This is a genomic window from Planococcus dechangensis (assembly GCF_042654465.1).
Lineage (GTDB): Bacteria > Bacillota > Bacilli > Bacillales_A > Planococcaceae > Planococcus > Planococcus dechangensis.
The window spans coordinates 1,239,548-1,255,771 of the sequence record NZ_JBHSGL010000005.1 but is presented as its reverse complement, the minus strand read 5'-3'; the positions used below and the strand labels follow the sequence as shown (position 1 = coordinate 1,255,771).

At 49.5% G+C, this 16,224-nt stretch carries 14 protein-coding genes; 12 read left to right on the top strand and 2 right to left on the bottom strand.

All coding sequences use genetic code 11. The annotated features are described in order from the left end of the window. Positions 1-121: 121 nt before the first annotated feature. On the top strand, positions 122-532 hold the full coding sequence (locus ACFO5U_RS09355; protein ID WP_377278671.1) for a single-stranded DNA-binding protein: 411 nt from the start codon (positions 122-124) through the stop codon (positions 530-532). Positions 533-555: 23 nt separating this feature from the next. Continuing rightward, entirely contained in the window at positions 556-699 is a 144-nt protein-coding gene (locus ACFO5U_RS09350; protein ID WP_377278670.1) for a hypothetical protein, read from the top strand. Between the two features lie 52 nt (positions 700-751). Here the strand turns inward: ACFO5U_RS09350 and ACFO5U_RS09345 are convergent, their stop codons facing one another. Both ACFO5U_RS09345 and ACFO5U_RS09340 read right to left on the bottom strand, forming a co-directional pair. After that, positions 752-3,475 carry a DEAD/DEAH box helicase gene (locus ACFO5U_RS09345; RefSeq protein WP_377278668.1) on the bottom strand — a complete coding sequence of 908 codons (2,724 nt, stop codon included), beginning with the start codon at positions 3,473-3,475 and terminating at the stop codon, positions 752-754. After that, entirely contained in the window at positions 3,472-5,004 is a 1,533-nt protein-coding gene (locus ACFO5U_RS09340) for a hypothetical protein (RefSeq protein ID WP_377278667.1), read from the bottom strand. The genes ACFO5U_RS09345 and ACFO5U_RS09340 overlap by 4 nt, the downstream gene beginning before the upstream one ends. Before the next feature lie 182 nt (positions 5,005-5,186). Between ACFO5U_RS09340 and ACFO5U_RS09335 the strand changes: the two genes are divergently transcribed. The 10 genes from ACFO5U_RS09335 to ACFO5U_RS09290 all read left to right on the top strand — a co-directional run bounded on the left by ACFO5U_RS09335 (position 5,187) and on the right by ACFO5U_RS09290 (position 16,180). Further along, complete coding sequence (locus ACFO5U_RS09335; RefSeq protein ID WP_377278665.1) at positions 5,187-5,654, top strand: transcriptional regulator; 468 nt, start codon at positions 5,187-5,189, stop codon at positions 5,652-5,654. A gap of 731 nt (positions 5,655-6,385) precedes the next feature. Next, on the top strand, positions 6,386-7,210 hold the full coding sequence (locus tag ACFO5U_RS09330) for a M55 family metallopeptidase (protein WP_377278664.1): 825 nt from the start codon (positions 6,386-6,388) through the stop codon (positions 7,208-7,210). Positions 7,211-7,221: 11 nt separating this feature from the next. Next, positions 7,222-8,157, top strand: coding sequence for an ABC transporter permease (locus tag ACFO5U_RS09325; protein WP_377278662.1), 936 nt, complete (start codon positions 7,222-7,224; stop codon positions 8,155-8,157). Further along, positions 8,157-9,077 carry an ABC transporter permease gene (locus tag ACFO5U_RS09320; protein ID WP_377278660.1) on the top strand — a complete coding sequence of 307 codons (921 nt, stop codon included), beginning with the start codon at positions 8,157-8,159 and terminating at the stop codon, positions 9,075-9,077. Before ACFO5U_RS09325 ends, ACFO5U_RS09320 begins: the two co-directional genes overlap by 1 nt. Before the next feature lie 4 nt (positions 9,078-9,081). Beyond that, a complete protein-coding gene (locus ACFO5U_RS09315) occupies positions 9,082-10,218 on the top strand; it encodes an ABC transporter ATP-binding protein (protein ID WP_377278659.1) in 1,137 nt (378 codons plus the stop codon). 61 nt (positions 10,219-10,279) lie between these two features. Further along, positions 10,280-11,917 carry a peptide ABC transporter substrate-binding protein gene (locus ACFO5U_RS09310; RefSeq protein ID WP_377278658.1) on the top strand — a complete coding sequence of 546 codons (1,638 nt, stop codon included), beginning with the start codon at positions 10,280-10,282 and terminating at the stop codon, positions 11,915-11,917. 332 nt (positions 11,918-12,249) lie between these two features. Beyond that, positions 12,250-13,173, top strand: a complete 924-nt coding sequence (locus tag ACFO5U_RS09305) for a S66 peptidase family protein (protein WP_377278656.1) — start codon at positions 12,250-12,252, stop codon at positions 13,171-13,173. A 1-nt stretch (position 13,174) separates the two neighbouring features. Then, entirely contained in the window at positions 13,175-14,281 is a 1,107-nt protein-coding gene (locus ACFO5U_RS09300) for a dipeptide epimerase (RefSeq protein ID WP_377278655.1), read from the top strand. Position 14,282: 1 nt separating this feature from the next. Continuing rightward, a complete protein-coding gene (locus ACFO5U_RS09295) occupies positions 14,283-15,221 on the top strand; it encodes a C40 family peptidase (RefSeq protein WP_377278654.1) in 939 nt (312 codons plus the stop codon). Then, positions 15,218-16,180 carry an ABC transporter ATP-binding protein gene (locus ACFO5U_RS09290; protein WP_377278653.1) on the top strand — a complete coding sequence of 321 codons (963 nt, stop codon included), beginning with the start codon at positions 15,218-15,220 and terminating at the stop codon, positions 16,178-16,180. The genes ACFO5U_RS09295 and ACFO5U_RS09290 overlap by 4 nt, the downstream gene beginning before the upstream one ends. Positions 16,181-16,224: the final 44 nt, after the last annotated feature.

Below are 16,224 nucleotides of genomic sequence, written 5' to 3'. Positions count from 1 at the left end.
TCCCTAATTTCGGACATTGCCAAGGGAATGAGTGTATTAGTATGCTGTCAATACCGGCAGGACAGCGGCTTTGCAAGAGGCAGCAGCGGCTGAGACAGCCTTTCGGCAAGGAGGTGAATCGATGAACCAAGTCGGGATTGTTGGTCGATTGACGAAAGATCCAGCGATGCGGGTGGTCGGCGAAGGCCGCGTACATACCACTTTCGTCGTTGCGGTTTCACGCAACTATAGAAATCAGCGTGGTGAAATCGAAAGCGATTATATTCTATGTTCCACCTGGGGGCGCTCGGCGCACAATGTAGCCAAGTATTGCGGTAAAGGCTCGCAGGTTGCCATCACCGGAAGAATCCAGTCGCGCCATTACGATAAGGAAGACGGTACGCGAGTATACGTTACGGAAGTGATTGGCGACCAAGTACGTTTCCTCGATAAACGAAAACCTTCAGACGATAACATCCCCAAGCAGACGGAAGCGGATCCCGTTGCAGATTTTGATTTCCCGTCACCCGAAACGGAGCAGGTGAATGGCTAAGGCCATACAAGGAGGCAAGTGGAATGCCGAAAGAACTTCAGCTCCAATTGGAAGTCCATATGGAGCAATTGATCAAATTGACTGCTTCGCTCCATCAGCGCATGATTGAAGCGGAGCGGGAGCTGTCTGAATTGAAACGGGTCTTTGCTGCGAACGAAAAAAACTGACATTCGCTGTCCAAAAGGAAAATCCGGCCAGGTGGGGTTCTGGCCGGATCTTTTAAAAGCTATAGGTGAACAAATCCTTCAGTTCCTCATCGGACAGTTCCGTCATCCATTGGCTGGATTGGATAAACTGATCCGACATAGATTGTTTCTGCGTCAGCAGGGCATCGATTTTTTCTTCGATTGTACCGATCGTCACAAATTTATGGACGTGGACAAATTGCGTCTGGCCGATGCGGTATGCCCGGTCGGTCGCCTGGTTTTCCACAGCCGGGTTCCACCAGCGATCTGCATGGAGGACATGTGTCGCGGCTGTCAAGTTGAGCCCGGTTCCGCCTGCCTTTAACGACAGGATGAAAATCGGAAACTCCCCATTTTGGAAAGCCGCGACAAGCGCATCGCGTTGATGTTTCGGCATATTACCTGTCAAAAACGGCACTTCATGACCGTATAATTCATTCAGCGCCTGCTGCAGCAAATGGCCCATTCCGATATACTGCGTAAAAATCAAGCATTGCTCCCCACGTTCCGCGATTTCCCCCGCCAGTGTCACAATACGCTCGAGTTTTTGGGAGCGAGGCAATAATTCGTCCGCAGTCGTATACGGCTCTTTTAAATAAAGCGACGGGTGATTGCATAGTTGCTTTAGTTTGCTGAGCATTTTCAGGACGAGGCCCTTTTTCTCGAAACCGGTGAGCGTCCCCATCTTTTGAACCGTATCTTGGACAAGCCCCTCATAAAGCGCAGCTTGCTCCGGCGTTAATGGGCAATACTCCAATTGCTCGAGTTTTTCCGGTAAATTGAGCTGAAGTTCGGGATCTTTTTTCGTCCGGCGCAGCAGGAAAGGCTGGATCCGCTGCCGCAGCTTTTCTTTTGCCGCTTCGGAATCATCCCGTTCAATCGGCACCATAAAGGCTTCCTGGAACTGCTTAATGCGGTACAGGTAGCCTTTATTGATGAAATCGAAAATCGACCATAGTTCGGACAAGCGGTTTTCAATCGGCGTCCCAGTGAGGGCGATATGGTGCTGCCCTTTGAACTTCCGGATTGTGCGCGATTGCTTTGTATACATATTCTTGATATTTTGTGCTTCATCAAGCGTGATGCTCGTCCACGTGATCGATTGAATCTCTTCGCTGTCAGAGGAGGCGATGCCGTATGTCGATAGCACCACGTCTGGCCGTTCAGTTGCAAGCGAGTCCAGGAAGGCCTGGCCTTTCGGGCGATTTCCGCCGTAATGGGTCGCAACTTTCAAGTCGGGCGCAAAACGCTCCAACTCTTTTTGCCAATTGCCAAGAACTGAGGTCGGGCAAATGATGAGCGATGGCTGTTCCGGCTGCTGTCGCTGTACGTGAAGCAAATAGGCGATCAATTGAACCGTCTTGCCAAGTCCCATATCATCGGCGAGGCATAGACCGAAGCCTTCTTCGCGCATAAAGACCAAATAATCAAAGCCGGTCTTCTGGTATGGCCGCAATTCGGTCTTCAAATTATCAGGGAGCGGCGTTTCCGGCAAGTCCCGTTTGTCGAGCAATTTATCGAGCAGCACTTTTAATGATTTATTCAAATGAAACTCTACGAGTGGATCATCTTCATCGGCCGGTTCTTCGAGCATGATATCCGGTACGTTGTGAAACAGCATATCCTTCAGCGTCCAATCGGCATCTTCCGCTTCATCGATCATCTGGCGAAGCTGCATCAACAAATTCGAATCAACGCGCACCCATTCGTTGCCGACACGGATAAACTCCCGGTTTTCCGTTACCAGCTGCTCAAAATCCTGCATGCTCAAGTCGTGGCCATTGAGTGAGAACTTCCAATCGAAATTGATGATCTGGTCGAGTCCGACGACTGAAGCTTTTTTCGCAGGAGAGGTGACGTTCGCTTTGACGCGAACTTTTGATTCCTGTACGGCCTGCAGCCAAGAAGGGATCGATACCTCAATGCCGAACGCCTGCAACAAGTCGGCATCGTTGCGGAGAAAATTCAATACTTCCGCATCGGTCCAGTGAGCGATATAAAAGTGGTCGTCTTCATAGCGGTCAACAGAAGGGCATAAGCTCAATATCAAACTTTGGCGCGTTTGAATTTGTGCTGAATGCATACGCCATTTTTCCGGCAGCACTTTTTCGATCACTTCGTTTTCACGGCGCTTGGATGGTGTCCAATAAGCACTGCCGCGTTTCGTTCTCAATGCAGTCCGGAATATCCATAAGCCGCTGTCGTCCGGTTCGATTAATTGCATCGCCAGCACATAATCATCAGCCGGCTCCAATCCGTCCCACCCGGCATGCTCCACGAAATGAAGAATGTAAGGCAACTGAGTCGAAGTCAGCCCTTTTTGGCGCAATTGATGATGGATGGTATCAGTCAAAAACGAGCGGATTTCCGCGTCTCCGTATGCTTCATCAATGAGGATTTGGCCATCCATTATGCTAACGTTCTGCCAAAGCGCCGAATCGTTCAAAGAATCGGCGACACGGGCGGCCAGCTTGAGCCAGGCATCATCCTCTAGACGGCGCCCGGAAAACTGGACATAATGATGCGGCTCTTGCTGGAACAGGCGCACAAAATCAGCAGGAGTCAATAATAAATCCAAGCCGTCTGTTTGCACGTTCATACCGAAAAAGCTGTCTTTGTCGGCAAAGAACAGGAACGGCGACCACACTTCCGGGGGAATCCGGTTGCCGCTGTCATTATATGCTTGCAGCCGGAATACGTCCGACTGGTCGATTTTTAGATAATACGTCCGGCTTCCTTCGGTTTGGAATTGATTCATATAAGCTTTCCTTTCTCGATCTCTTCCTGGAGTGCCCGCAACCTTTTATAGCGGGTTTGGATTTCCGCCATATAAGCGTTCCAAAACGCCAGTTGCCCGCTTTTCTTACAAGCGGATTTCATTTTTTTCCATACACGGACGGCTTGTTTGTAGCTCGTCCGGCTGCGCTCTTCAAGATGCTGTAAGGCATAGCGGTGATAAAGCGGCAGCGCAAAATCAGGAGCGGCATTATGGACTTCTTTTAAACCGCATTCCTCAGCAAAATACAGCGGTGAATTGTGCAGCTGATGAAGCTCTGCCCATTGTTTGTACATGCCTTTTTCAACTAAATATGCGGAGTAAGCAGGCAAGCCGTAATGGCCGAACTGCGTAAACAAATCTTCCCAGTCGTTTTCGGTCAAGTCGATCTGGGAATAGAGCCGGCTTAAGATACGTACGTAATGGTGGCGGTATTGTGTATACAAGCCTTCGAACAGGAATGTGCGGACATGCGGTTTGATAGCCATCAAAATGGCAGACATGCCCTGTTGATGTCCTTCTTCCTCTGCCAATACCGCTAATTTGACCCAATCGGCTGCCGTCTCTGCGCTAATCGTTCCAGGGGTGACGTCGAGCCCAAGCAATAAAGCGAAAAAGGCTTTGACACGCTCATCTGAACGGCGGAAATCTTCCAAGCCTTCCATCCGTTCGCGGCGGCTGACAAATAATTCCGTCCAGAACAGCTGATAAATTTCAAAGCGTTCTGAAAACGATCCATCGCTCGTTTCGGCAAATTCCCGCACCAGTTCGCGTAAATGAGTGAAAAAGGCATCCGATTCAAATGTTCGGTGCAGCCCCCGCAATTGGCCAAGCATATCGCGCAGCGCATGCAGTTCATCGGCAAACCAAGTTTTAAAGAACGAATGGTGAACTTCTTTAGTGCCGGCACTGAACGTATCCCATACTTCCATCAATGAAATCAAATGGGCGTATGTTTTATAGAGTGTTTTCCATTCGCGTTCAATGGGCATGAACGACAATGCATTCTTTAAGCGTCCTTCATACAATTGTTCGAAATAGAAGTAATTGCGTGTAACATAATCGTTGATTGGTTCCCGCCACGTACTGCGGATCAGCGTCTCCCATTGTTCTGGGGAGCGCTTTTTGGTTATTGGTGCAAGCTCTTGTTGTTCTTTCGCACGCCATTTTCCGACCCACTCAGACAGCGAGTCGACTTTTTGGTAGAGCGAAAAAATCACGGCTAAACGGTGCCTGCACATAACTTCCTGCGGACAAGCGCAAACGGCTGTCAGCTTATTGAAATTGAGAACCACTTTTACCGAGTGGGCATCCTTTACGCTGGCCTCGAGCAATAAGCGCTCTTCGTTAAAAGAATGAATCTGCACGCCATCATGGCGCACTAAAAAGACTGCTTTTCGAACCATTTCTTCGTCCAACGCGCGCGATGGATGAAGTGATTTGTCGATAGCAGCCATATAATTGTGGATTGTGTCTTCATATTGTTTCGCTAAGGATAGAACCGTAGCCATCTGCATCGCCCCAAATAAAACATTTCCTTCTATTATACGACTTCCAAGCTAGACAGTAAACGAAGAAGAAAAAAGAGACGGAAAACGTCACCGCTTTTACACACTTATTTCTATCCGTTTCGACCAATTTATGGTATGATTTATGTAAGCAGAATATTCTGAAATCAAAGGAGGGGAGTCAGATGTTGCATGTAAAACTGATGAAGCCGTTTTATACAAAGAGAGAAGGGCATCGCATCAAGTTTGTGTTCGCTTATCAATATTTTTCGATTGTGAAAGACGATGAAGTTTTTCATTTCATCCCAGTAGAAGGCAAGGAAATCATCGTCAATTTAAATACATTCCAAGTTGAAAACCTTTCCGAGGTCTTTGTATTCCAAAAAGGAAACCGCTTTATCCGTTTGCCGCTCTACCAATTGCTGCTGGTCTCGGATATCCACACACACCTTCAAACGATACTGAAGGAAGAAAGGGCGGAATTGATCGAAGTGAACGAACAAACAAAGAAAGAAGCGACCGAAGCAATCCAGTTCCTTGAGCAGGAAAACTTCAACCGCATGATCGACCAGGCGCTTGCCGCGGGGGACAAGGAACTTTTTGAGAAGCTGCTGTCTCAGCAAAAACAACTACTTGATGATGGAGGTATATGATGAAGCCTAATACAGCCTATGGATAAGCAACGCCTGCTAGAGATACGGGGAGCAGGCGTTTTTATATGGAAAAAAACAAGCAAAAAGCCCTTTTCCGTCTATCGGAAAAGGGCTTTTACGTATATTCGGAAATCATATAGTGCTCCTTTCTACATGAGCATGAAATAGTTGAGTGCTAACATAACTACGGCAGAACCCGTCACGCCCAGTGCAAGATCTCCCCATTGCATCTCCAGTACTTTGTCGAAATTATTCATGATGATCCGCTCCTTCTCTGATTGTCGGGAAATCTTGTTTGTCAGTTATAGTGTTCCGGTGAACTATTTATAACTTGTTACCAGTGTATAAGGGACTGTAAATAATTGCATGAGACTAAATTACTAAATATTCTAAAAATTAAAATAAATAAATAAATTCTTACTATCAGTGCTCCAAATTCACACCTGATTTATGTGAAAAAACATCCGTGTGCATGAAATAGCCGTCAATAAAGATCCAAATAAGTATATTGTGAACTTTGCCGAAATGGAATATACAAAGGACATGCAGAAAAATAGTAAAGAAATGCGGAATTCCTCATTTTTTTTATTAATTACAAGATGTCGCTGTATAACAAGTGAATAGTAAACAATTAAAAATTATATTGAAATATTCTAACTATATTGATACATTAGTTTAAACAGATTTTCAAAAATATTCCGAAAAAGACAAACAAAGGGGCTTTCTGCATCATGAAATTTTATTTATCAATGGACATGGAAGGTGTTACGGCATTACCGGATTATACATACGTCAATTCGTCCGAAGCAAACTATGAACGCGGCAGGAGCCTGATGACTGGGGACGCCAATGCCATCATTCACGGCGCATTCGATGCCGGGGCGGAATCGTTTCTCGTCAACGATTCGCATTCTAAAATGAATAATTTGATTGCCGAAGATCTTCACGAGGAAGCGGAGCTTATCACGGGCGGCGTCAAAGCGTATTCGATGGTCGAAGGGCTCGACGATAGTTTTACGGGCGCACTCTTTGCCGGCTATCATGCACGCGCCGGCCAAAAAGGCGTCATGTCGCATGCCATGATTTTTGGCGTCCGCTCGATGTGGATCGACGATGTCGAAGTCGGCGAACTTGGGCTGAATGCCTATGTTGCCGGATTTTACGGAGTGCCGGTGCTACTTGTTGCAGGTGATGATTGTGCATGCCGTGAAGCACAAGCGCTCATCCCGAATGTCACGACCGTTGCGGTCAAGGAAACATTATCTCGCTCAGCGGTCAAAACCATGCACCCCAAAAAAGCACAGCGCTTGCTGAGGGAAAAAACGCAACAAGCGATTCAGCGAAAGCAGCTCGTACAACCGCTTGTGCCGCCTGAGCGTCCGGCGCTGCGCATCGAGTTCACTAATTACGGCCAAGCGGAACTTGCCGCGATGATGCCAGGAACTGAACTTGAACAAGGTACAACGATTGTCCGCTATGAGGCAAAAAACATACTCGAAGCTTATCGCGCCATGCTGGTCATGACAGAACTAGCGATGCAAGCGAAGTTCTGTTAGGGGGAAAAACTGTGGCTACATACATATTGAAACGTTTTGTGATGATGCTCGTAACGATTTTCATCATCGCGACATTAACCTTTTTCCTCATGCACGCCGTGCCGGGCTCGCCGCTTGAAAGCGACCGCAACACGAATGAAACGGTGCAAGCAAACCTCGAGCGCTTTTACAAGCTCGATCAGCCGATGCACATCCAATACTTGAGCTATATGAAATCGGTCGCAACTTTCGACTTCGGGCCATCGATCAAGGACCCGAACCGAACCGTCAATGAATTGTTGGCAAGGGGATTCCCGATTTCCTTCGAACTCGGGATCATCACCATTATCGTCGCGGTCATCTCCGGGATCTTACTCGGAACTTTTGCTGCGCTGCGGCATAATAAAATGATTGATTACATCGCCATGACGATCGCCGTCATCGGAATCTCGATACCAAACTTTGTTCTTGCGACCGTCTTGATTCAGCAGTTGGCGGTCAACGTCAATTTGTTCCCGCCAGCAACATGGAAAAGCCCGATGCACATGGTGCTGCCGGTATTTGCACTGGCGACCGGGCCGATGGCGATCATCGCCAGGCTGACGCGTTCGAGCATGCTTGAAGTGCTGACGCAGGATTATATTAAAATGGCGCGTGCCAAAGGCATCAACCCGATGCGCATCGTTTTGCGGCACGCACTGCGCAATGCGCTCATGCCCGTCGTGACGATCATGGGGACTTTGCTTGCCGGCATCTTGACCGGCACATTCGTCATCGAGAAAATCTTTGCGATTCCCGGTATGGGCAAATACTTTGTCGATTCGATCAACAACCGGGATTACCCGGTCATTATGGGAACGACGGTGTTCTATAGTGCCTTCTTGATATTCATGTTGTTTCTGGTCGATATCGTCTACGGCATTTTGGATCCGCGCATCAAGCTCCATAAGAAAGAAGGTGATGTGTGATGACCCAAGTCCGTGATGAATGGTTCCGCCCGTTAGAAAAAAGTGAAGACGACAAGGAAGCGGTCGTCCGCCCGTCGCTCTCTTATTGGAAAGACGCTTGGCGCAGGCTCAAGCAAAATAAATTGGCGATGTTCGGACTGATCTTTTTGGCACTGCTCGCCGCCATGGCGATTTTCGGGCCCATCTTCTCGCCGCATTCGGTCACCACGCAAGACTTGCCGAACCAAAACCAGCCGCCGAGTGCGACGCATTGGTTCGGTACCGATGAAGCGGGGCGAGACGTCTTTACCCGCACATGGTACGGTGCACGGATTTCCTTGTTTGTCGGCTTGATGGCGGCACTCATCGATTTCGTCATCGGCATTATTTACGGGGGCATCGCCGGCTATAAAGGCGGTAAAACAGATGCGCTCATGATGCGCATTATTGAAATTCTTTACGGTTTGCCGTACTTGCTCGTCGTCATCTTACTGCTCGTTGTGATGGGTCCGTCTCTTTGGACCATCATCCTTGCGCTGACCATCACCGGTTGGGTCGGCATGGCGCGCATTGTCAGGGGACAAGTGCTGCAAGTGAAAAACTATGAATTCGTCACCGCTTCGAAATCGTTCGGGGCGAAAACATCGCGCATCATCCGCAAAAACTTGATTCCGAACTCGATGGGCCCGATCATCGTGCAAATGACTTTGACGGTACCGAGCGCCATTTTCGCAGAAGCGTTCCTAAGCTTCCTCGGCCTTGGCATCCAAGCTCCGTTCGCGAGTTGGGGCGTCATGGCGAACGACGCCTTGCCGGTCATCATTTCAGGAGATTGGTGGCGCTTGTTTTTCCCGGCGCTATTCATTTCATTGACGATGTTCGCATTTAATGTACTTGGAGACGGGCTGCAAGATGCGCTCGATCCGAAGATGAGGAAGTGAAGACATGACAGGAAAGCAGCTAGCCGAGGAATTGGCACGCACACGACTAGAAGACGGGGCGGATATCGACCCCGTCGATCATTCCGGCAAACGCGGCAAAATCGTTCAAAACAAAAAACGCAAGACAGTGACCGATGAACGGATCCTTTCTGTAGAAGATCTACACGTGACGTTCAGCACATACGGAGGCACGGTCCAGGCGGTGCGAGGCGTCAATTTTGAATTGTATAAAGGCGAAACCTTGGCGATCGTCGGGGAATCAGGCTGCGGAAAATCGGTGACATCCAATGCCATTATGGGCTTGATCCAGCAGCCTCCCGGCAAAATCAGCTCCAAAGGCGTCCACTTCAAATACCAGGATTTGACCAAGCTGTCGAAAAAGGAAATGCGCAAAATCCAAGGCGTTGACATCTCAATGATTTTCCAAGATCCGATGACCGCGCTCAACCCGACTTTGACAATCGGCGAGCAATTGACTGAAGGCGTTAAGCAGCACAAGAATTTAAGCAAAAGCGAAGCGAAGCAGCGTGCAATCGATATGCTTCATCTGGTTGGCATCCCGAACCCGGACGAGCGCTTGAAGCAGTACCCGCATCAATTTTCCGGCGGCATGCGCCAGCGCATCGTCATTGCGATCGCCTTGATCTGCGAGCCGGAACTGCTGATTGCCGATGAACCGACGACCGCACTCGATGTTACGATCCAAGCGCAAATTTTGGAGTTGTTTGATGAAATTCAAGCGAAAACCGGCGTCTCGATCATTTTGATCACCCACGACCTCGGCGTCGTTGCAAAAATCGCCGACCGCATCGCCGTCATGTATGCCGGTAAAGTAATCGAAACCGGCGACAAGCGGGAAATTTTCTATAATCCACAGCACCCGTATACGCAAGGTTTGCTGAATTCCGTTCCGCGCCTCGATTTGGCGGGCGGGGAACTCAAGCCGATCGACGGTACGCCGCCGGATTTATTCGCACCGCCCGAAGGCTGTCCGTTTGCTGCCCGCTGTCCATTCGCGATGGATGTCTGTACGAATGTCTATCCGGAGAAAACAGCTTTATCCGACACACATAATGTGGATTGCTGGCTTCAAGATCCGCGGGCACAGAAGCTCATCGAAGAACGTGCATTTGCACAGTAAAGTTAGCTGGAAGCGCAGCTGCGCATTCACATATAGTAAAACTATTCTAGGGGGAAATTACATGAAGAAATGGCTCGTATTGTTTCTGATGGCGATGTTCGTGTTCGTGCTCGCAGCTTGTACAGCAAGCGAAGACGCGGGAGAAGACACGACTAATGCATCAGGCGAAGAAGGCACCGCTGATTCCGGCGGCGAAAAAATCTTATATATGAACAATGCAGAAGAACCGACATCATTCGACCCATCGATCGGCTTTAACGCTGTATCATGGAGTGCACTCAATAATTTGATGGAAGGCTTGACGCGCCTTGATGACTCGTCTCAGCCAGTTGAAGCCACAGCTGAGTCAATCGAAGTGTCGGAAGATGAATTGACGTATACATTCAAGATCCGTGAAGATGCCAACTGGTCGAACGGAGAACCGGTCACTGCGGGTGATTTCGTTTTCGCATGGCAGCACATGCTGGATCCTGAAACAGCATCTCCAGCAGCATTCCTCGCTTATTTTATTGAAGGAGCGGAAGCTTATAATAACGGAGAAGGCTCGGCAGAAGACATCGCGATTTCTGCAGAAGACGACAAAACATTCGTCGTGACGTTGACAGAACCAACCGAAGCATTCCTGAACATCCTGACGAACCCAAGCTTTTTCCCGATCCACGAAGCGACAGCTACTGAAAACCCAGATTGGCATACAGAAGCCGATAGCTTTGTCGGAAACGGCCCTTTCAACTTGGCTTCTTGGAGCCATGACGAAGAATTCGTTTTCGAGAAAAACACTGAATACTGGGACGCTGACAATGTCAATCTAGACGAAGTCCACTGGGCAATGGTCAACGACCCGAACACCGAATACCAAATGTACGAAGCAGGAGAACTTGACGTATCAAGCGTTCCATCCGAGATGTCCGAGCAGTTGCAGGATTCTCCGGAATTGATGGTCATGGACCAAGCCGGCACGTATTTCTACCGTTATAACGTAGAAGAAGAGCCATTCACAAACAAAAAAGTCCGCCAAGCATTCGCTTATGCGGTCAATCAGGATGACATCGTCCAATACGTAACGAAAAACGGCGAAAAACCGGCCTATGGTTTTGTATCGTACGGCTTTGAAGGCCCGAATGGCCAAGAATTCCGCGATGAAGCGGGCGAATTGGTAAAATTCGACGCTGAACAAGCAAAGCAATTGCTTGAAGAAGGCATGCAAGAAGAAGGCTGGGATGAATTGCCGCCAGTCACAATCACTTACTCGACAAGCGAGTCTCACCAGAACATCGCTGAAACATTGCAAGACCAGTTCAAGACGGCATTGGACGTAGACGTGGAACTTCAGAACGTAGAAGCGAGCGTATTCCTATCCGAGCAAAAAGAGTTCAAATACCAATTGTCACGCAGCTCATTCATCCATGACTACGCTGACCCAGTCAACGCAATTGAAAGCTTCATCACGGATTCTTCCATGAACCGCACACAATGGTCCAATGAAGAATTCGATCAATTGATTGCTGAAGCAAAAGCAGAAACAGATTCTGCCGCACGTTGGGAAACACTCATCGAAGCTGAAAAAGTCTTGATGGACGAAATGCCGATTTTCCCGATCCATTTCTATAACCAAGTCCAGCTTCAAAAAGAAGGCGTAGAAGGAATCCTCCGCCACCCGGTCGGGTATATCGATTTAAAAAATGCGGATAAAAACTAAAAGCGACTGCCCCCGTTCAGCTCTGACAGGCGTAAGGCGCAATGCCCAAGTGGCGCACTTTGCCGCATGGGTAGGGTGACTTACGACCCGAAGAGTTGGGGGCAAGGAGCTGGATAAAACTAAAAGCTTAAGCGGCCGAGTCGAGGCTAAGCTAAGTGCGCGACGTCCTGTCGCAACGCTTAGCTGACCCGCTTCCGGCGAGCCTCCGTTCAGCGGAAAAGCTCGCATGAAAACAACAGAAGCGCGGCCATGCGCCGCGCTTTTCTGTTTTTCATTGAGGAAAACTGGTAGTTTTAATGAATGAAGAACAGAAAACTAGAGGAGTGAGCAATATGCGCACAATGCCAAAACGATTGCAAAAAGGGGATACGGTCGGCGTTATTTCACCATCGAGCCCACCGAACTTGGAAAACTTGAAAAAAGCGTTGCCGTTTTTGGAAGAACTGGGACTGAAAGTGAAGATGGGCAAATCGGTCGAAGCGAAAAATGGCTATTTGGCCGGTACGGACGACGAACGCTTGGCGGACCTTCACGCAATGTTCGAAGACCCTGAAGTGAAAGGCATCATCTGCGCTGGCGGAGGCTACGGAGCGGCACGTTTTGCGGACCGCATCGATTACGGATTGATCAAAGAAAACCCGAAAGTATTCTGGGGCTATTCCGATATTACATTTTTGCATAATGCAATCGGCATGTATGCAGAGCTCGTCACATTCCACGGGCCGATGCTTGCGTCTGATGTCGGCAAGCCGGAATTCCAGGAACGCAGCGGCCGCATGTTCGGGCAGCTGTTCGAGCCGTTCGAACTGCATTACGATGAGACGATCTCACATTTGGAGACGTTATCAGGCGGAGTAGCCGATGGGGAACTGGTCGGCGGTAATCTGTCGCTGCTGCGCGGCACACTCGGCACGAAATTTGAATTTGATACAGTAGGAAAAATCTTGTTGATTGAAGACACAGGGGAACAACCATACCAAGTGGATGAAATGCTCAACCAATTAAAACAAGCCCGCAAATTCGAACAAGTCGCCGGAATCGTCATCGGGGACTTCAAGAACTCGGTAGCGAAAAAGCCGGAAGAGTCGTGGACATTGGCACAAGTATTCGACGATTACTTTAAGGATATAGGCGTGCCGGTCGTCAAAGGCTTTAAAATCGGCCATTGCGAACCGAATTTTTCGTTGCCGCTCGGCGTGAAAGCGCGCCTCGACGCAGACCACAAAACGCTGACCATTCTTCCGGGGGTCGAGTAAGATGACCGTCCTGGCTTCCTGTGAGACGTACCGGATTTCCGTGCCGCTTAAAAAGCCGTTTAAAACAGCGCTGCGGACGGTAGTCGCGGCAGAAGCGATTATCGTTCACCTCACGACTTCAGATGGCCATTCCGGTTTCGGCGAAGCTCCGCCGACCCATGTCATCACGGGCGATACGCTTGAAGGAATCGAACGAGCGGTCGAGTTAATATTCACACAGCTGACAGGCCTCGACATTCGGCATCCAGAGCGGATTTTCGAGAAGCTCCACAAAACGCTCATCGGTAATACGAGTGCTAAAGCGGCCATCGATATGGCGCTTTATGACTTGATCGCACAGAACGCCAAGCTGCCACTGACCCTCTATCTCGGCGGCTACCGTGAATCGGTCGAGACCGATTACACGGTCTCGGTCAATGCTCCCGAAGAGATGGCGAACGATGCAGCGAAGTATGAAAAGCAAGGATTTAAAGTTTTAAAAGTGAAAGTCGGCATCGATACGCCTGAAAACGATCTCGAACGGATTCGTGCGATCCGTGCGTGCATAGGCGGCAAGATTACGCTTCGATTGGACGCCAATCAAGGCTGGAACCCGAAGTCAGCCGTGCGCATCATCAATGAAATGGAGCAAGAAGGGCTCGACATTGAATTGATCGAGCAGCCGGTGCATGCAGCGGACATCGAAGGATTGAAATTCGTCACGGAGCACACGATGACACCGATTATGGCAGATGAAAGCGTCTTTTCGCCGGTCGATGCCAGACGTGTTCTGGAAATGCGGGCGGCGGATCTGATCAATATCAAATTGATGAAAGCAGGCGGCATCCACCAGGCACTGAAAATCAATGCGCTCGCGGAAAGTTACGGCGTTCGCTGCATGACCGGCAGCATGATTGAAACCAAGCTCGGTTTGTCGGCAGCAGCTCATTTTGCGGCGAGCCAGCCGAACGTTACGCGCTTTGATTTTGATGCACCGCTCATGTTGAAAGAAGACATTGTGCCAGGCGGCATCACTTACAGTGAGCGGACCATCCATTTTTCACAGCAGCCCGGCCTCGGCATTGATGCCGAGCGTTTCCTGACAACCTTACGTGAACGGAGAGGATAACATGGCACAGCCAGAATCGACGATATGGGTCTGCCGCGTCCCGGTGACGAGCGTGTGGACTGGTCCCGAAAAAGTGCGCCCCGTAGATGAACATGGCGTCAGCGATCGTCCGGATCTGAACAAATGGCGCGAAGCCATGGACAAACAGCAAAACAAAGACTTGACCGAAAGCAATCGCCTGCAGACGCAATTGCTTTACGGTGAGCCGGTCGTCATCGAAGAAATCAACGGAGACTGGGCGAGCATCATCGCCATTTGGCAGCCGTCGAAAAAAGACGGACGCGGCTATCCGGGCTGGGTGCCGCTTGGCCATCTGCAAGAAATCGCTGTGCTCGACGAGAAAAGCTATGCACGGGTAGCTGTCGACAAAACCCAATTATGGAAGCGAGGCAATAAACCCGTCGCCATCTTGCCGTTCAACACCTTGCTGCCGGTCAAAGATGCTGCAGAGTCCACGGTATGCGTCCATACACCGGACGGCGACGCCTACATAAAATCGAGCCACGTCCAGCTCGTCTCATCGCCTGAACACATTCCTAGAGGAAGCGGGCAAGCCATTTGCGAATTGGCTGAACGTTTTTTAGGACTGCAATATTTCTGGGGCGGCATGTCCAGTTTCGGCTACGATTGTTCCGGCTTTGCGCATCATATACTCAAAGCGAACGGCATATACATATCCCGTGATGCGGGCGACCAGTCAGTCGAGGGAACCGCAGTCGATCCACTCGATGAAGCATCCTGGCAAGCAGGCGACCTATTGTTCTTCGCCTACGAAGAAGGGCTCGGGAGACTCCATCACGTCGGCATCTATTACGGTAGTGGGTTGATGATTCACTCGCCGACATCGGGAAAATCCATTGAAATCACGCGTCTCGAAGGCACGGTCTACGAAAAAGAATTATGCGCCGTCCGAAGATTTGTACAGGAGGAACCAACATGACGAACGAAACTTTATTATCGGTACAAAATCTCAAACGCCATTTCGACCTCGGCAAAGAAACGACCTTAAAGGCGGTCGACGGCATTTCTTTCGACATCAAGCGGGGAGAAACTTTCGGGCTGGTCGGCGAATCCGGCTGCGGCAAATCGACAGCCGGCCGGACAATCATGGGGCTCTACAGCTCGACAGACGGAAAAGTCGAATACGCTGGTGTCGATGTCCATCAAATGTCCGACAAAGACCGTTTCGATTACTTGCGCAATATGCAGATGATTTTCCAAGACCCTTACGCATCGCTCAACCCGCGTTCAACAGTATTTGAAATCATCGCCGAGCCGATGCAAGTGCACGGGCTGTATAAAAACAAAAAAGAACTGCAGGCGCGCGTCCATCAATTGCTTGAGGATGTCGGGCTGAACCGCGACCATGCCAACCGCTATCCGCATGAATTCTCTGGCGGACAGCGGCAGCGCATCGGAATTGCCCGCGCTTTGTCGCTCGATCCGGACTTCATTATCGCTGATGAGCCGATTTCTGCACTCGATGTGTCCGTCCAGGCTCAAGTCGTTATGCTGCTGCAGAAATTGCAAAAAGAAAAAGGGCTGACTTATTTATTCATCGCGCATGACTTGAGCATGGTTAAATATATTTCCGACCGCATCGGCGTCATGTACCTCGGCCATATGGTTGAACTGACGACCGCCGACCAGCTTTACGAAAAACCGCTTCATCCGTATACAGAAGCCCTTCTGTCGGCCATCCCGATTCCGGACCCGGATATCGAAGAAGCCCGCGAACGGGTTATTTTGGAAGGCGAATTGCCAAGCCCGATCAATCCGCCGAGCGGCTGCGTTTTCCGCACCCGCTGTCCGCATGCGATGGCGGTGTGTGCCGAGAAAAAACCGCTGTGGCAGGAAAAAGAAAGTGGCCATTACGTCGCTTGCCATTTATACGAGTGAAGTATTACAGGTGAAATAACCACAAATTTATGCTATAATAAAAA

What these genes read in the sequence shown, in the direction of transcription:
- ACFO5U_RS09355 (WP_377278671.1), top strand. Translation starts at nt 122, where the DNA reads ATGAACCAAGTCGGGATTGTTGGTCGATTGACGAAAGATCCAGCGATG.
- ACFO5U_RS09350 (WP_377278670.1), top strand. Translation starts at nt 556, where the DNA reads ATGCCGAAAGAACTTCAGCTCCAATTGGAAGTCCATATGGAGCAATTG.
- ACFO5U_RS09345 (WP_377278668.1), bottom strand. Translation starts at nt 3,475, where the DNA reads ATGAATCAATTCCAAACCGAAGGAAGCCGGACGTATTATCTAAAAATC.
- ACFO5U_RS09340 (WP_377278667.1), bottom strand. Translation starts at nt 5,004, where the DNA reads ATGGCTACGGTTCTATCCTTAGCGAAACAATATGAAGACACAATCCAC.
- ACFO5U_RS09335 (WP_377278665.1), top strand. Translation starts at nt 5,187, where the DNA reads ATGTTGCATGTAAAACTGATGAAGCCGTTTTATACAAAGAGAGAAGGG.
- ACFO5U_RS09330 (WP_377278664.1), top strand. Translation starts at nt 6,386, where the DNA reads ATGAAATTTTATTTATCAATGGACATGGAAGGTGTTACGGCATTACCG.
- ACFO5U_RS09320 (WP_377278660.1), top strand. Translation starts at nt 8,157, where the DNA reads ATGACCCAAGTCCGTGATGAATGGTTCCGCCCGTTAGAAAAAAGTGAA.
- ACFO5U_RS09315 (WP_377278659.1), top strand. Translation starts at nt 9,082, where the DNA reads ATGACAGGAAAGCAGCTAGCCGAGGAATTGGCACGCACACGACTAGAA.
- ACFO5U_RS09310 (WP_377278658.1), top strand. Translation starts at nt 10,280, where the DNA reads ATGAAGAAATGGCTCGTATTGTTTCTGATGGCGATGTTCGTGTTCGTG.
- ACFO5U_RS09305 (WP_377278656.1), top strand. Translation starts at nt 12,250, where the DNA reads ATGCGCACAATGCCAAAACGATTGCAAAAAGGGGATACGGTCGGCGTT.
- ACFO5U_RS09300 (WP_377278655.1), top strand. Translation starts at nt 13,175, where the DNA reads ATGACCGTCCTGGCTTCCTGTGAGACGTACCGGATTTCCGTGCCGCTT.
- ACFO5U_RS09295 (WP_377278654.1), top strand. Translation starts at nt 14,283, where the DNA reads ATGGCACAGCCAGAATCGACGATATGGGTCTGCCGCGTCCCGGTGACG.
- ACFO5U_RS09290 (WP_377278653.1), top strand. Translation starts at nt 15,218, where the DNA reads ATGACGAACGAAACTTTATTATCGGTACAAAATCTCAAACGCCATTTC.